General features: G+C 55.7%; 14 protein-coding genes and 1 riboswitch. Of the genes, 9 read left to right on the plus strand and 5 right to left on the minus strand.

Going from position 1 to position 14,393, the window contains the following annotated elements; genetic code table 11:
• Positions 1–221: 221 nt before the first annotated feature.
• Positions 222–1,586, plus strand: a complete 1,365-nt coding sequence (sdaA, locus tag D4100_RS09100; RefSeq protein ID WP_119804141.1) for an L-serine ammonia-lyase — start codon at positions 222–224, stop codon at positions 1,584–1,586.
• 282 nt (positions 1,587–1,868) lie between these two features.
• Complete coding sequence (locus tag D4100_RS09105) at positions 1,869–3,485, plus strand: EAL domain-containing protein (RefSeq protein ID WP_006321671.1); 1,617 nt, start codon at positions 1,869–1,871, stop codon at positions 3,483–3,485.
• Positions 3,486–3,504: 19 nt separating this feature from the next.
• Here the strand turns inward: D4100_RS09105 and D4100_RS09110 are convergent, their stop codons facing one another.
• Entirely contained in the window at positions 3,505–5,049 is a 1,545-nt protein-coding gene (locus D4100_RS09110) for a TerC family protein (protein WP_006321670.1), read from the minus strand.
• Positions 5,050–5,744: 695 nt separating this feature from the next.
• On the opposite strand from D4100_RS09110, the gene manX reads away from it, so the two are divergent.
• The 5 genes from manX to mntP all read left to right on the plus strand — a co-directional run bounded on the left by manX (position 5,745) and on the right by mntP (position 9,927).
• Complete coding sequence (manX, locus tag D4100_RS09115; RefSeq protein WP_119804142.1) at positions 5,745–6,716, plus strand: PTS mannose transporter subunit IIAB; 972 nt, start codon at positions 5,745–5,747, stop codon at positions 6,714–6,716.
• A gap of 55 nt (positions 6,717–6,771) precedes the next feature.
• Positions 6,772–7,572 (plus strand): PTS mannose/fructose/sorbose transporter subunit IIC, encoded by an 801-nt coding sequence (locus D4100_RS09120; protein WP_004945641.1) that lies wholly within the window; start codon positions 6,772–6,774, stop codon positions 7,570–7,572.
• A gap of 15 nt (positions 7,573–7,587) precedes the next feature.
• A complete protein-coding gene (locus D4100_RS09125; RefSeq protein WP_004945644.1) occupies positions 7,588–8,430 on the plus strand; it encodes a PTS mannose transporter subunit IID in 843 nt (280 codons plus the stop codon).
• Between the two features lie 54 nt (positions 8,431–8,484).
• Positions 8,485–8,943, plus strand: coding sequence for a DUF986 family protein (locus D4100_RS09130; RefSeq protein ID WP_006321667.1), 459 nt, complete (start codon positions 8,485–8,487; stop codon positions 8,941–8,943).
• Positions 8,944–9,162: 219 nt separating this feature from the next.
• A riboswitch (yybP-ykoY riboswitch) is annotated at positions 9,163–9,346 on the plus strand.
• Between the two features lie 11 nt (positions 9,347–9,357).
• On the plus strand, positions 9,358–9,927 hold the full coding sequence (gene mntP, locus D4100_RS09135; RefSeq protein ID WP_006321666.1) for a manganese efflux pump MntP: 570 nt from the start codon (positions 9,358–9,360) through the stop codon (positions 9,925–9,927).
• Between the two features lie 67 nt (positions 9,928–9,994).
• Here mntP and D4100_RS09140 read toward each other — a convergent pair whose 3' ends face one another.
• Positions 9,995–11,380, minus strand: coding sequence for an MFS transporter (locus tag D4100_RS09140; protein ID WP_119804143.1), 1,386 nt, complete (start codon positions 11,378–11,380; stop codon positions 9,995–9,997).
• A gap of 129 nt (positions 11,381–11,509) precedes the next feature.
• Here D4100_RS09140 and D4100_RS09145 point away from each other — a divergent pair, with 129 nt between their 5' ends.
• Positions 11,510–12,247 (plus strand): ArsR/SmtB family transcription factor, encoded by a 738-nt coding sequence (locus tag D4100_RS09145; RefSeq protein WP_119804144.1) that lies wholly within the window; start codon positions 11,510–11,512, stop codon positions 12,245–12,247.
• On the opposite strand, the gene rlmA is transcribed toward D4100_RS09145, so the two are convergent.
• Positions 12,244–13,062, minus strand: a complete 819-nt coding sequence (gene rlmA, locus D4100_RS09150) for a 23S rRNA (guanine(745)-N(1))-methyltransferase (RefSeq protein ID WP_006321663.1) — start codon at positions 13,060–13,062, stop codon at positions 12,244–12,246. The two genes, D4100_RS09145 and rlmA, sit on opposite strands and share 4 nt — an antisense overlap.
• Positions 13,063–13,194: 132 nt before the next feature.
• Between rlmA and D4100_RS09155 the strand changes: the two genes are divergently transcribed.
• Positions 13,195–13,908 (plus strand): purine nucleoside phosphorylase YfiH/LACC1 family protein, encoded by a 714-nt coding sequence (locus D4100_RS09155; RefSeq protein ID WP_119804145.1) that lies wholly within the window; start codon positions 13,195–13,197, stop codon positions 13,906–13,908.
• A 55-nt stretch (positions 13,909–13,963) separates the two neighbouring features.
• On the opposite strand, the gene cspE is transcribed toward D4100_RS09155, so the two are convergent.
• Together cspE and D4100_RS09165 are read right to left on the minus strand one after the other, a co-directional pair.
• A complete protein-coding gene (cspE, locus tag D4100_RS09160; RefSeq protein ID WP_002221949.1) occupies positions 13,964–14,173 on the minus strand; it encodes a transcription antiterminator/RNA stability regulator CspE in 210 nt (69 codons plus the stop codon).
• A 41-nt stretch (positions 14,174–14,214) separates the two neighbouring features.
• Complete coding sequence (locus tag D4100_RS09165; protein ID WP_002211058.1) at positions 14,215–14,331, minus strand: DUF2627 domain-containing protein; 117 nt, start codon at positions 14,329–14,331, stop codon at positions 14,215–14,217.
• Positions 14,332–14,393 lie beyond the last annotated feature (62 nt).

A 14,393-nucleotide genomic window follows, 5' to 3' on the forward strand; every position in this document is an offset into this window, starting at 1 on the left:
AACGGAAGCTGACGCGATTGTCATTAACGGAATTTGGGCAACGGAAGGCTCCACGGCTGACCGAGTGCCTGAGGCAATCAATAAGCAAGTTAACACCAAGGATTATTTTATTTCATGCGAAAAAGGCAACCGAACCCGTACGGGCCTTTTACAATATCGCTGTTCCCTGCTCGGTTTTTAACCGATGCAACCATAACAATATGCCTCTAAGGAGTTTTAGCGTGATTAGCGTTTTCGACATGTTTAAGATCGGCATCGGCCCGTCCAGCTCTCATACGGTTGGACCGATGAAAGCCGGCAAACAGTTTGTCGACGATCTGGTAAATAAAGGCCTGATGCCTTCTATCACGCGTGTGGCTGTAGACGTTTACGGCTCACTCTCATTGACCGGTAAAGGTCACCATACCGATATCGCTATCATCCTCGGCCTGGCAGGCAATATGCCGGATACCGTTGATATCGATAGCATCCCGGGTTTTATTCACGATGTAGAACAACGTCAACGCCTGATGCTGGCCGGTGGCTTGCATGAGGTTGATTTCCCGCGCGACGGCGGCATGGTTTTCCGCAGCGACAACCTGCCGCTGCATGAAAACGGCATGCAGGTTCATGCCTTCGCCGGTGATAAAGAAGTTTACAGCAAGACCTACTACTCCATTGGCGGCGGTTTTATCGTCGATGAAGAGAACTTCGGCAAAGTCGACGAACATGAGTTGGCCGTCCCTTATCCGTTCAATTTTGCCCGTGAAATGCTCGATCACTGCCGCGAAACCGGGCTGTCCTTGTCGGGCATGGTGATGCAGAACGAGTTGGCACTGCACAGCAAACAGGAAATCGAAACCTATTTCGGCAACATCTGGCAGACCATGCGCGCCTGTATCGATCGCGGCCTGAATACCGAGGGCGTGCTGCCTGGGCCGCTGCGTGTACCGCGTCGCGCTTCCGCACTGCGCCGCCTGCTGGTTTCCTCCGATAAGCTGTCCAGCGACCCGATGAACGTCATTGACTGGGTCAATATGTTCGCGCTGGCGGTTAACGAAGAAAACGCCGCCGGTGGCCGCGTAGTCACAGCGCCGACCAACGGCGCCTGCGGCATCGTTCCTGCCGTGTTGGCTTACTATGACCACTTTATCGAATCCGTCAGCCCGGACATTTATATTCGCTACTTTATGGCTGCGGGTGCCGTCGGCGCCCTGTACAAGATGAACGCCTCCATCTCTGGTGCCGAGGTTGGCTGCCAGGGTGAAGTGGGCGTCGCCTGCTCAATGGCGGCGGCAGGTCTGGCTGAACTGCTGGGCGGCAGCCCGGAACAGGTTTGTATCGCGGCAGAAATCGGCATGGAACATAATCTGGGTCTGACCTGCGATCCGGTTGCCGGGCAGGTTCAGGTACCTTGCATCGAGCGTAATGCGATTGCGTCCGTGAAGGCGATCAACTCGGCGCGCATGGCGCTGCGCCGCACCAGTGAGCCACGCGTTTCTCTGGATAAAGTGATCGAGACCATGTACGAAACCGGTAAAGATATGAACGCCAAATACCGCGAAACCTCGCGCGGCGGCCTGGCGATAAAAGTGCAGTGCGATTGATCCCACACCCCGCCTTCCTGGCGGGGTTTTTCTTTGCGTAACCTATTGATAATAAAAAACCCACCCACCAAAATGTGACGGCGTCACGAAAAAATATTTTTACAATATCGCGTCGATCCTCCGGTTAACCTGCAATTTAGCCCTTTGTTTCGCCAAATTTAAATAATTTACTGGGTTATCATCACTCTTGTATAACGACAAGCTAGAATTAGCCGAGTATCATTCCATGGCAATTTGGCCGGTCGAGGATGCTTGGCTAGCTTACCGAACAAGGATTTACCGATGTTGATGACCCAACTTGCCGTAACTAAATACCGCTATTACCGTTGGCTGCTGGCCGGGGCGGTTGGGTTGGCTATTCTGCTGCTCTCTCTGTACACCCGCTACTATCAGGAACTCGGTACCATCGAGCAAAGCCAACGGGTACTGGCCACCCGCACTGTCACCAAAATCAACAATCTGCTGGCACCGGCCGAGCAGCAGGCCGTACGCTCCATGCCCTTGCTGGAGCAACCCTGCGAGACCGTCATGCCGACGCTGCGCTTTCGCGCTGCGCAAAATCAGGCGCTGCGGGCCATGCTGTTGGTCAAAGACGGGGTTATTTACTGTTCCAGCCTGTTCGGCGTACGTAACTATGTTTTCAGCGCTATCTTGCCCACCCTGGCGGACGGTAGCGCGAAGTTGGCGCTGCGCCCTTCTCTTTCTGTCGCCAAAGGGGTGCCAACGCTGATCATGTGGACGCCGGGTGCGGCCGGTCACAACCTGAACGGCGTTCTGCATGTATTCAATATTGAGCTGTTGGCGAATTTCCTGCTGGAACCGCAGGAGCCTTACGCACAGCGGGTGGTGCTGAACGTCGGCGACTACAGCCTGGAATATGGTCGACGGGAGATCCTGCGCAGCGATTCCCTGACCAGAGGCCTTCTCTATACCGCAAAATCAGCGCAATACCCTTTCTCCATCTCGCTGTTTGGCCCGCAGGCCAGTCGGCTCGCTCTGGCTGCGCTGCCGCGCCATATCCCGTTGGCGTTGCTGATCAGCCTGCTGGCGGCCTATGTCGTGTACCTGCTCACCGCCAATCGCATGAGCCTGTCCTATCATATTGGCCATGCCATTACCCACCGTGAATTCCGCGTTTACTGCCAGCCGATCATCAACGCCGAAACGGGCCGCTGCATCGGGGTGGAAACCCTGCTGCGCTGGAAAAACAAACGCCAGGGCTGGATCTCGCCGGACGTATTTATCCCCCTCGCGGAGCAACATGGGCTAATCGTCGCCCTGACCCGCTACCTGATGGCCACCGTGGTGGAAAATTTGCAGTTGTTCCCGCCGCGCCCGTCGTTTTATATCAGCATTAATGTCGCGGCGGAGCATTTCAATGCGGTCACCCTTATCGACGATATTCGGCGTATCTGGCTACCGGCCCAGCCGATGCCCTCGCTGATGCTGGAGCTTACCGAACGCACCGCTTTGTCTGAAATTCAGTATGAACAAATCAAAACGCTGAAGGAAATGGGGATCATGCTGGCAATCGATGATTTCGGCACCGGCCACAGCTCGCTCAGCTACCTGAAAAAACTGAGCCCTGACGTGTTGAAAATCGATCGCGGTTTTACCGCCGCCATCGGTACCGATGCGATCAACGCCACCGTCACCGATACCATCATTACTTTGGCGCACCGACTGAAGCTAAAGCTGGTGGCCGAAGGGGTGGAAACCGCCGAACAGGCGGATTATCTACGCTCACGCGACGTGAACGCGCTGCAGGGATTTTATTTCGCCAAACCGATGCCAATCAACGTATTTCCGCTGTGGTTACAGCAATATGAATCGCGGTTGCGAGCGGTGAGTGCGCGCGAAGAGCGGCAAAACGAGGGGGAAAGCAAACCGGAGGCGTGATTGCCCCCGGTTCGTCATGTTACTGCGGTTCCTCGTCGTGAGGCGTCACTTTAGTGATACGCACCAGCTCGATGCGGTACTCCGACACTTCAATAATTTCGAAGCGCAGCTGGTTTAACTCCACGACATCCCCCACCACCGGCATCTGGCCGTAGTGAGAAAGCAGGAAGCCCGCCAATGTGGCGTAATCCGCCGTCGGGCTAACCAGATCTTCGCAGTTCAGCGCCTGCTCCAACGAATGCAGATCGGTGCCGCCCTTCGCCAGCCAGCTCGCGTCTTCCACTACGATATCCGGCGTCTCATCCTCATCCGGGAATTCGCCGGCAATGGCTTCCAGCACGTCCAGCGGCGTTACCAGCCCCTGTACCACACCAAATTCATTGGTCACCACCACCAGACGCCCTTTGGCCCGGCGCAATACCGCCAACAGGTTAATCACGTCCATGGTTTCCGGCACCACTATCGGCGGCGTGCGTGCGGCAAACTCGGCGATATTCTCGCCCTGTTCCACCGCCACCAGCAGATCCTTGGCGCGCACCACGCCGATAATCTCGTCCAGCGAGTCACGGCAAACAGGGAACAGACTGTGCGGCGTATCCAGCAGTTGTTCGCGCACCTCTTCACGAGAGCGATCGCAATCCACCCACGAAATTTCGGTACGCGGCGTCATTACGCTGCGCAGGGAACGCGAAGCCAGCGTCAACACACCGCTGATCATGTAGCGCTCTTCCGCGGCAAAGGTCTCATTCACCGGCTGAGGTACGGCTTCATCCGTCTGCTGTGAACGCTGTTGCCCCATCAGGCGCATAATCGCCTCGGCGGTACGCTCGCGCATCGGGCGGTGCGCCTGGTGTTTGATAAAGTTACGACGAGCAATCTGGTTAAACAACTCGATCAGGATCGAGAAGCCAATCGCGGCGTACAGATAACCTTTAGGAATATGCATGCCAAAGCCTTCGGCGATCAGGCTCAGGCCGATCATCAACAGGAAACTCAGGCACAGCACCACAATGGTAGGGTGCGCGTTCACGAAGTTAGTCAGCGGTTTTGACGCCACCAACATCACCACCATGGCAATGACCACCGCAGTCATCATTACCGGCAGGTCGTTCACCATCCCCACGGCGGTAATCACCGCATCAAGCGAGAACACGGCGTCAAGGATCACAATCTGCACCACAACCGCCCAGAACTTGGCGTAGCCACGGTTGGCGCCGTCCTGGTGCGTCTGACCTTCCAGCCGTTCATGCAATTCCATGGTGGCTTTGAACAACAGGAAGACACCGCCGAACAGCAAGATCAAATCACGTCCGGAGAAGTTGAAATCCGCCACGCTGAACAGCGGCGTAGTCAGCGTAACCATCCAGGAAATGACCGACAACAGGCCCAGGCGCATAAACAGCGCCAGCGACAGACCCAGTATGCGCGCTTTGTCGCGCTGCTTCGGCGGCAGCTTATCGGCCAGAATGGCGATAAACACCAGGTTGTCGATGCCCAGTACAATTTCCAATACCACCAGTGTAAGTAACCCAGCCCAAATCGAGGGGTCCATTAAAAATTCCATATCAGACTCCGGAAAAAAGACAGGATTGCCGAGCGGGGCTCAGGCGTGACGATGCCGACGCAGAGTGCGCACAGACAACAACAGCAAGATAACGGGATTGCGGTACCGGGGGATGGCCGAACGGCCGTGTGACTTGTGTTACGCCAGCAGGTGGCGGGTGGAACCTTGAAAAACAGTAACTTCGGTGACAGTCCATAGGGTGGGCTGAGGCCCTTCACTCCTAAATATGAAAGAGGAAATACTCTAGCAGGAATTTTTTTTACGGCAAAGAAGCTTTTTTACCTTCAGCATCGTCTTGTAACAGGTCTGTTGTTTAATTCCGCAAACACCGCCTTAAGCGTTGTCTGAGCGCTCAATAACGGAGCAACGTCACAAAATTTATTTTTTCACTCACTAAAATAAATGACGCGAATGTGAATTAACGCGCACAGGCTTTTGAAACTGCGCGAAAAATGTTAAGCCCGCGTTTTTAATTTTCTACCATAATGTATTTGAAACGCGAAAGTGACTGCCAGAAAGGAAATCAATAACGACACAATCCGTGCATATACCCTATAGCTTTCACGTTGCAGCTAGGCGGCAAACTCAGGAATCCCCAAGAGCTTACTCAAGTAAGTGACTGGGGTGAGTGAGTGCAGCCAACAACGCTGCGGCTTGAAAGATGACGGGTATGAAGTTCAATGAGGAGGTAGCGAGTGGCAATAGCTATTATCATCGGCACACACGGGACCGCAGCGGAACAATTGCTGAAGACGACGGAAATGCTATTGGGTGAACAAGATAACGTCGCTTTTATAGACTTCGTCCCCGGTGAAAATGCCGAAACGTTAATCGAAAAATATAACCTGAAAATCAGCGAGCTAGACACCAGCGGTGGCGTCTTGTTCCTGGTCGATACCTGGGGCGGCAGCCCATTCAACGCGGCCAGCCGCATTGCCGTCGATAAGGAAAATCATGAGGTCGTCACCGGGGTTAACATTCCCATGCTGGTGGAAACGTTCATGGCGCGAGACGATAACCCGGGCTTCGACGAATTGGTCGCTCTGGCGTTGGAAACCGGCCGTGAAGGCGTTAAAGCGCTGAAAAAACCGGAAGAAGAGAGTGTTAAGCCCGCGGCACCACAAAGTTCCCCCGCCGCCAAACCCGCCGCACCGCAGGCACCGCTTGGCCCCAATGACCGTATGAAGATCGGCCTGGCGCGCATCGATGACCGCCTGATTCACGGCCAGGTTGCCACCCGTTGGACCAAGGAAACCAACGTCAGTCGCATCATCGTCATCAGCGACGAAGTAGCCGCCGATCACGTCCGCAAAACCTTACTGACCCAAGTGGCTCCGCCGGGCGTTACCGCACACGTGGTCGACGTGGCGAAAGCCATCCGCGTATGGGACAACCCGAAATATGCCGGTGACCGCGTGATGCTGCTGTTCACCAACCCGACCGACGTTTGGCGCCTGGTCGAGGCCGGCGTGGATATCAAATCGGTGAATATCGGCGGCATGGCGTTTCGCCAGGGGAAAACCCAGGTCAATAACGCCGTGTCGGTCGACGAAAAGGATATCGAAGCGTTTAAGAAATTAAACGATCGCGGTATTGAACTGGAAGTTCGCAAAGTCTCGTCCGACAGCCGATTAAAAATGATGGACCTGATTAACAAACTCAATTAATGGCGACAGCCAATAATTATTTTACTCAGAGCTCTTTGGTCATAGGAGAAGTGCAATGGAGATTACCACTCTTCAGATTGTGCTGATATTTATCGTTGCCTGTATCGCCGGGATGGGATCCGTCCTCGACGAGTTCCAGTTCCACCGTCCGCTGGTCGCCTGTACCCTGATTGGCTTTATTCTCGGCGATATGAAAACCGGCATCATCATCGGCGGCACGCTGGAGATGATAGCCCTGGGCTGGATGAATATCGGTGCTGCGGTCGCGCCGGATGCAGCATTGGCGTCAATCATTTCCACCATTCTGGTTATTGCCGGCGGCCAGAGCGTCGGCGCCGGTATCGCGCTGGCCATACCGCTGGCGGCAGCCGGGCAAGTGCTGACCATCATAGTGCGTACCCTGACCGTGGCCTTCCAGCACGCGGCAGACAGCGCGGCAGAACGCGGCAGCTTGCGCGCCATCACCTGGATCCACATCTCCGCCCTGCTGTTGCAGGCGATGCGCATCGCCATCCCGGCGGTCATTGTGGCCATCTCGGTGGGCACCGCAGGCGTTCACGCTCTGCTTAACTCGATCCCGGAAGTCGTCACCAGCGGCCTGAACATCGCCGGCGGGATGATCGTGGTGGTCGGCTACGCCATGGTGATCAACATGATGCGCGCCGGTTACCTGATGCCCTTCTTCTACCTCGGCTTCGTTACCGCAGCCTTCACCAACTTCAACCTGGTGGCGCTCGGCGTCATCGGCGTGGTGATGGCCGTGCTTTATATCCAGCTCAGTCCGAAATACAACAAGTCTCAGGTTGTACAGGCTGGCCCGGCTAATGCCAACGATCTCGATAACGAACTCGACTAGGAATAGGTGAGAGAAATGGTTGATACAACAGCTCAAAAGAAACTCACGCCGGCCGATATTCGCGGTGTGTTCCTGCGCTCGAACCTGTTCCAGGGCTCATGGAACTTCGAACGCATGCAGGCGTTGGGTTTTTGCTTCTCTATGGTGCCGGTGATCCGTCGCCTGTACCCGGAAAATAACGACGACCGCAAACAGGCGATCAAACGCCACCTGGAATTCTTCAACACCCACCCTTACGTGGCGGCGCCGGTGCTTGGCGTTACCATGGCGATGGAAGAACAGCGCGCCAACGGCGCACCGATCGACGATGCGGCCATCAACGGCATCAAGGTCGGTTTGATGGGGCCGCTGGCCGGCGTGGGCGACCCGATCTTCTGGGGCACGGTGCGGCCGGTATTCGCCGCACTCGGTGCCGGTATCGCCATGAGCGGCAGCCTGCTTGGCCCTATTCTGTTCTTTGTCTTGTTCAACCTGGTGCGCCTGCTGACCCGCTATTACGGCGTGGCCTACGGTTACCGCAAAGGGGTGGATATCGTTAATGACATGGGTGGCGGCTTCCTGCAAAAACTGACGGAAGGAGCGTCCATTCTTGGCCTGTTTGTGATGGGGGCATTAGTTAACAAGTGGACGCACGTGAATATCCCGCTGGTGGTATCGAAGATCACCGATCAGACCGGGCATACCACGGTGACCACAGTGCAAACCATTCTCGACCAGTTGATGCCGGGTCTGGTACCGCTGCTGCTGACCTTCGGCTGCATGTGGCTGCTGCGCAGAAAAGTGAACGCGTTGTGGATTATCATCGGCTTCTTCGCCATCGGTATCTTCGGTTACTGGATTGGCCTGCTGGGCCTGTAAAGCGGGTCACGGCCGGGGGGAAACCCCCGGTTTTTTTATTTGTGGAGTTGAAAGATGTCGCTGACCGATAGCGTATTACTGATTTTTACCGCGCTGATGCTGCTGTATGCGATTTACGACGAATTCGGCATGAACCTGCTGAAGGGCAAAACGCTGCTTAAAGTGCAGTTAAAACGCCGTAATCGGATCGACTGCCTGATTTTCGTCGGCCTGATTGCCATTTTGATTTACCGTAACGTCACCGCTAACGGTGCAATATTGACCACCTATCTGCTTATTTCTTTAGCATTGATCGCCGTCTACATTTCCTATATTCGCTGGCCAAAGATGTTGTTTAAACCGCAGGGTTTCTTTTATGCCAATACCTTCATTGAATATAAGCGCATTAAAGCCATGAATTTATCCGAAGATGGCATCCTGGTCATAGATCTGGAGCAGCGCCGGTTGCTCATTCAGGTTACACAATTAGATGATCTGGAGAGGATTTATCATTTTTTCGTTGAAAATCAATAAATAAAATAAAATTCAAGTTCCTCCCTCCGCTAACATGCGCTGTATATGGATAATTAATCGACAAACTCAGCGCTTATCCGTTTATTATTTGCGCAACATTGTTGCATCAGCCTACATTATATTCCCTCTTGCAATTCTTTAATGAAAACAAGTCTCAATTCCAACAAGAATATTATCAAGTAATTAAGGTTGTCGCCGTCAGAAATATTATGGTATGGTTGCGCCGTCATTGGGGAGTAGCCGGTTTCTGGGCAATAAAACGCCAGAAACGCCCGTATCAACATACTCGTTTTGTTCTTTGAAACGTGGTGCGGGCAGCCAGGTAAGGTTGGCGAGACCATAGACACGTAACTCCGTCGTATGGTTGGGGGTGGGTTACGTGTATATGGAGCCGCCCGGCCGAGGCTAGTTAACATGAATATTTCCGCTACACTCATTCTCGCTTTTGGCATGTCTATGGATGCGTTCGCCGCGTCGATCGGCAAAGGTGCCAGCCTGCATCAACCCCGTTTTCGTGAAGCCCTGCGTACCGGACTTATCTTCGGTGTGGTCGAAGCCATTACGCCGATCATCGGCTGGGCGATTGGCCTGTTCGCCAGCCAATACATCATGGAGTGGGATCACTGGGTAGCCTTCTCGCTGCTGTTTATTCTCGGCATGCGCATGATTGTCGAAGGCATCAGAAACCGGCCGGACGAAGTGGAAAAAGTGAAGCGTCACGGATTCTGGCTGCTGGTGGCCACCGCTATCGCCACCAGCCTTGATGCCATGGCCATCGGCGTCGGCCTGGCCTTCCTGCAGGTCAATATTGTGCATACCGCTATGGCTATCGGTATGGCCACCATGATTATGGCGACGCTGGGCATGATGATTGGCCGCTTTATCGGGCCGCTACTGGGCAAACGCGCAGAGATCATCGGCGGCGTGGTGCTGATTGGTATCGGCATCAACATTCTGCTGGAGCATTTGGGCTACCTCGCCTGATTGTCGCCGAACACAAAAAAACCTGCCAATGGCAGGTTTTTTCGTTTCTGGCAACGCATCGCCTTAGCTATCGCCCTGTCGGTTGCCTGGCTCCTGCGCGCACGGCAAACCTGATCGCCAATCCCCATAGAACAGCCGTTAGCAACGACAGGCCCATCGCGCCGTACACGGCGATCCGGATCCCGCTTTCCAGCGGATGAAATGCCGTCATCAGCGCACCGAAAATCGCCACGCCAAATGCGGAACCGCTTTGCCTGCCGGCATTGAGCACACCGGCAGCTATGCCCGCCCGCCCGCTCTCGACCTCATTCAACAGCGCTGCCGTGGCCGCAGGCGTAATAATGCCGGCCGCCAGGCCAAGCAGGGGGAAGCATAGTGCAATACGCCAGTAAGGCAAGCTTGCGGCCAGCGCCAGCAAACCACCAAAACCCAGCGTATACAGCAGCAAACTGCCATAAACCACCCGTCCCGCGCCAAACGCCCGAACCAGGCGGCCAGAAACAAAGCTGCCGAGGGTGACCATAATTGTCAGGGGAAGGAATGCCAGGCCGGACTGCAGCGGCGACCAACCGCGCACGGTTTGAAAATAGAGGCTCAGCAAAAAGAACGCCCCATAAAACACCAACGCAGAGACCAACGACACCCATACCGAGGCCGAAAAAACCGCACTGCGGAAAAGTGCCGGCGGTAGCATGGGCTGCCTGCCTCGTCGCTCTATCGCTACAAACATCAGCCAGCTTAGGGTAGCCACGACGATACCGCCCAACACCCAGCCAGAGTGCCAGCCTAGCCGTGCGCCCTCAATCAACACGGCCACCGATGTGGCTAACGCCACAATCACCGCCCCCTGACCGGCATAGTCCATCTGGCGCTGGGAAATTAACGCACGAACGGCCGTAATACGCAGCGTGAGCCCTATTCCCAGCACAATCACCGGAATATTGATCCAAAACAGGCTGCGCCAGCCCAAAAATTGGATCAACATGCCACCAATCAGCGGCCCCGCCGCCATCGCCACTCCGCCGCACCCGGCCCACACGCCAATCGCACCTGCCCGCTGCCTGGCATCGGGGAAAGCCCCGTTAATCAACGTTAAGGAACTGGGGACCAGCAAAGCGGCCCCAACGCCTTGCAATACTCTGGCAACGACCAGTAAGGGTAATCCGCCCGCCAGCCCGCAAAGGGCGGAAGCGCCGGCAAAAATCGCCAACCCGGCAAGGTAAACCTGCCTGGCCCCCAACCTGTCACCCCATGCTCCTCCGCTAAGCAACAGGCTGGCAAACGTCAACGTATAGGCGCTCACCACCCACTGCAGGCCGGTAAGCCCGGAGCCCAGATCGGCCGCGATCGGCGGTAAGGCGACGTTAACGATCGACGTATCCAGGATGACAATGACATAGCTGAGGCTGGTCGCCATCAGTACCCGTTTTTGTTGTTGATTCAAGCTTGCCACTGGCTGCAGCCCCAGACTGATAAAACAGGCATTGACTATAAGCCGCTATTCACCTGGAATGCTTCGAGCCATATCGAAGTGTGCTTTGAGCGATGAAAACATCGCCCGCTATTGATGAAGGAGAAATTCGTGGGCCAACATAATATTTCATCCGTGGCGCATCTGATCGCCGAGCCGGTACGGGCGGTGATGTTGATCACCCTGGCCGACGGCAACGCGCTATCAGCCAGCGCGCTTGCAGAGGCGGCAGGCGTCACCCCGCAAACCGCCAGCTCGCATCTGGCAAAGCTGTTGGGCGGTGGCCTGCTCAGCGTCGAACAGCTTGGGCGTTATCGCTACTACCGATTGTCGGGGCCGCACGTCTCGCACCTGTTGGAAAGTCTTGCATCGATCGGGCCGGTAACGCCAGCCTGGCGCAATACGCCCAACCGCTCCGCGCGTGAGATGCGTTTCGCGCGCTGTTGTTATGACCATCTGGCGGGGAAAGTTGGCGTTGCCGTCACGCGCAGCCTGCTGAAACAGGGACTAATCGTCGAAAATGGCGCGTGCGAATATGTGCTGACACCGGCCGGGGCTGATTGGCTGCAGGAATTGGGGGCCGAGGCTACCGCAGTAGCGCCGGCGACGGTGGGCAAAGGCCGTCAATGTCTGGACTGGACCGAGCGGCAATATCACCTCGCGGGGCCGCTGGCGGCTTATCTGCTTGACGCTTTTTGCCATTGGGGCTGGTTACAGCGCTTGCCGGCAACCCGTGCGCTCAAAGTAACACCTTTGGGGTGGACGGCGTTGAAAACGCACCTCGCCGTTGAGCGCGCAGATCTGGAGGACGAGAGAGTCAATGGCGAAGCGGCATATCCGGTGGCTTAATCGGGTTGGCGGCGGTACAGCCCTATGGCGAAATCCGTTTCACAGGCGAAGGATTCACTGGCGCCCAGACGTTGTTGCACCTCTGGAGAGGCCCGCCAGGCGAAAGGCGTCATTTGCAGCAGATTGGCCGCCTGCTCGCCCGGCAATGTCATCGGGTAAGAAAGCGCCTCTAGCCGCTCACAGTCAAAGCCCGTCAACTGCTCATCCGGTTCGGCATGCAGTTGCACCTGCTGATAAACCTGTTCTTTCAGTTGATACAGGTGGCGCGGACCGGGCGATACCGTCACTACCACGCCGCCGGGCTTCACCACCCGCGCCAGCTCTTCGGCTTTGCACGGCGCATAAATGCGCAGGATCCCGTCCAAAGAACGGTCGGCAAAGGGTAAACGGTGGCTGGACGCCACGCAGAACGACACCGCAGGATAACGCTTGGCCGCATAGCGGATCGCCACCTTAGCGACGTCCAACCCATAAACGGTGATGTCACGCGGCGCCAATCGTGCAGCTACTTCGGCGGTGTAATAGCCTTCGCCGCAGCCAATATCCAGCAGCGCCTGCGCCTCGGCCCCCAGCGCCTGTTCCAGCAGTTCCGCCACCCGTTGCTGCAACGGCCGATAAAACCCGGCGTCGAGAAAGGCGCGCCGCGCCTGCATCATTTCCGCACTGTCTCCCGGCTGCTTCGAGCGCTTATGCTGCACCGGCAGCAGATTGACATAGCCTTCTTTGGCGCAGTCAAACTGATGGTTGGCATCGCAACGCCATTGCAAGTGAGAAAAATGAAGCGGCTGGTGGCACAGAGGGCACTGATAAGACATGATTGGATTCCAGAGAGATACGGCGCGGGTAGTCTAAAGAAGGCTTCTGCGCGATGCAAGGCAGGCCTGGCCAACGGATAAAAAAGCTGGCTACACTGACGTAATGTTTTCTGACGCAGGCAAAGACGTTATATGACCGACTACTCCCCGCTTCTCAGCACCGTTCCGGCCATTCAGCACGGATTCGGCAACAAAAGTGCCCTGCTGCCCGGGCACTTGCAACCTTACCGTGCCACGCTGCCGGAAAAAAAACAGGTGCACGGTACGCGCATCGTCGACATTCATCAGGCGGCCCAAATTTGCGGTGAAGCCGACGGTTTTTACACTACCCAACCCGGTATTCTGCTCAGCGTATTGACGGCAGACTGCCTGCCGGTCATTTTCAGCCGCAACGACGGCTCGGCCATTGCCGCCGTGCATGCCGGTTGGCGCGGCTTGCTGGATGGCATTCTTGAGCAACTGGCGGCACGCATCGGCCGCGATGATTCGACGGCTAACTGGGTGGCCGCCATTGGCCCGGCTGCCGGCCCGTGCTGCTATGAAGTGAACGAAGAGCTGGTAGCGCGCTTTAAGCAGCAGTTGCCGCTGCCCGCCGCCTTGATAAGCCCAAGCTATCGCCACCTGGATCTGGCCGCCATCGCCGAATACAAACTCAGCGAGCTGGGGTTTGCCGCCGTTGATCGCGCCGGGAGTTGTACCATCTGCACGCCGAATACCGACTCGCGGCACCCGCAGCGCTTTAAATACACCAGCTACCGCCGCAACAGCCATCGACGCGAGCAAGATCCTGGGCACCCAGGCATTACCGGCCGCAATCAGTACGCGGGCATTATTATCGCCGGCTGAGCGCAGACACGAAAAAGCCCGCACGGAGGCGGGCTTTTTGTACAGCTGACGCTGATTAGATAGCAGTAACGTTTACTGCAGATGGGCCTTTCTGGCCATCTTGGATTTCGAACTCAACGTTCTGGCCTTCAGCCAGGGTTTTGAAGCCGTTACCCTGGATTGCAGAGAAGTGTACGAACACGTCTTTGCTGCCGTCAGCTGGGGTGATGAAACCGAAACCTTTAGACTCGTTGAACCACTTAACTTGACCTTTGATCTTTGCCATCTTGAGTATTTCCTTTGGATTGTTTAAACCGCCCGGAGGCGTTACATAGACAAACTAGAGTCGTTACTGCTTGAGGCACTAAGATAAGGATCGGCAGAGAAGCGGTATTCAACGCTAACGTCTTTACTCAGAACTTCTTTACTGAAAATGCCACACATATACAGAACTGTACCTCGTTTTACCCAGATGCGTTATCACATACTCTGTATTCGATGGCAAG

The sequence above is a fragment of the Serratia inhibens genome (genome assembly GCF_003591175.1).
GTDB classification, from domain to species: Bacteria; Pseudomonadota; Gammaproteobacteria; order Enterobacterales; family Enterobacteriaceae; genus Serratia; species Serratia inhibens.

Excerpts from the sequence above, each read along its gene's own strand:
- D4100_RS09120 (WP_004945641.1), top strand. The coding sequence starts at position 6,772 with ATGGAGATTACCACTCTTCAGATTGTGCTGATATTTATCGTTGCCTGT.
- D4100_RS09155 (WP_119804145.1), top strand. The coding sequence starts at position 13,195 with ATGACCGACTACTCCCCGCTTCTCAGCACCGTTCCGGCCATTCAGCAC.
- D4100_RS09165 (WP_002211058.1), bottom strand. The coding sequence starts at position 14,331 with ATGTGTGGCATTTTCAGTAAAGAAGTTCTGAGTAAAGACGTTAGCGTT.
- D4100_RS09110 (WP_006321670.1), bottom strand. The coding sequence starts at position 5,049 with ATGGAATTTTTAATGGACCCCTCGATTTGGGCTGGGTTACTTACACTG.
- D4100_RS09125 (WP_004945644.1), top strand. The coding sequence starts at position 7,588 with ATGGTTGATACAACAGCTCAAAAGAAACTCACGCCGGCCGATATTCGC.
- cspE (WP_002221949.1), bottom strand. The coding sequence starts at position 14,173 with ATGGCAAAGATCAAAGGTCAAGTTAAGTGGTTCAACGAGTCTAAAGGT.
- D4100_RS09130 (WP_006321667.1), top strand. The coding sequence starts at position 8,485 with ATGTCGCTGACCGATAGCGTATTACTGATTTTTACCGCGCTGATGCTG.
- rlmA (WP_006321663.1), bottom strand. The coding sequence starts at position 13,062 with ATGTCTTATCAGTGCCCTCTGTGCCACCAGCCGCTTCATTTTTCTCAC.
- D4100_RS09105 (WP_006321671.1), top strand. The coding sequence starts at position 1,869 with ATGTTGATGACCCAACTTGCCGTAACTAAATACCGCTATTACCGTTGG.
- mntP (WP_006321666.1), top strand. The coding sequence starts at position 9,358 with ATGAATATTTCCGCTACACTCATTCTCGCTTTTGGCATGTCTATGGAT.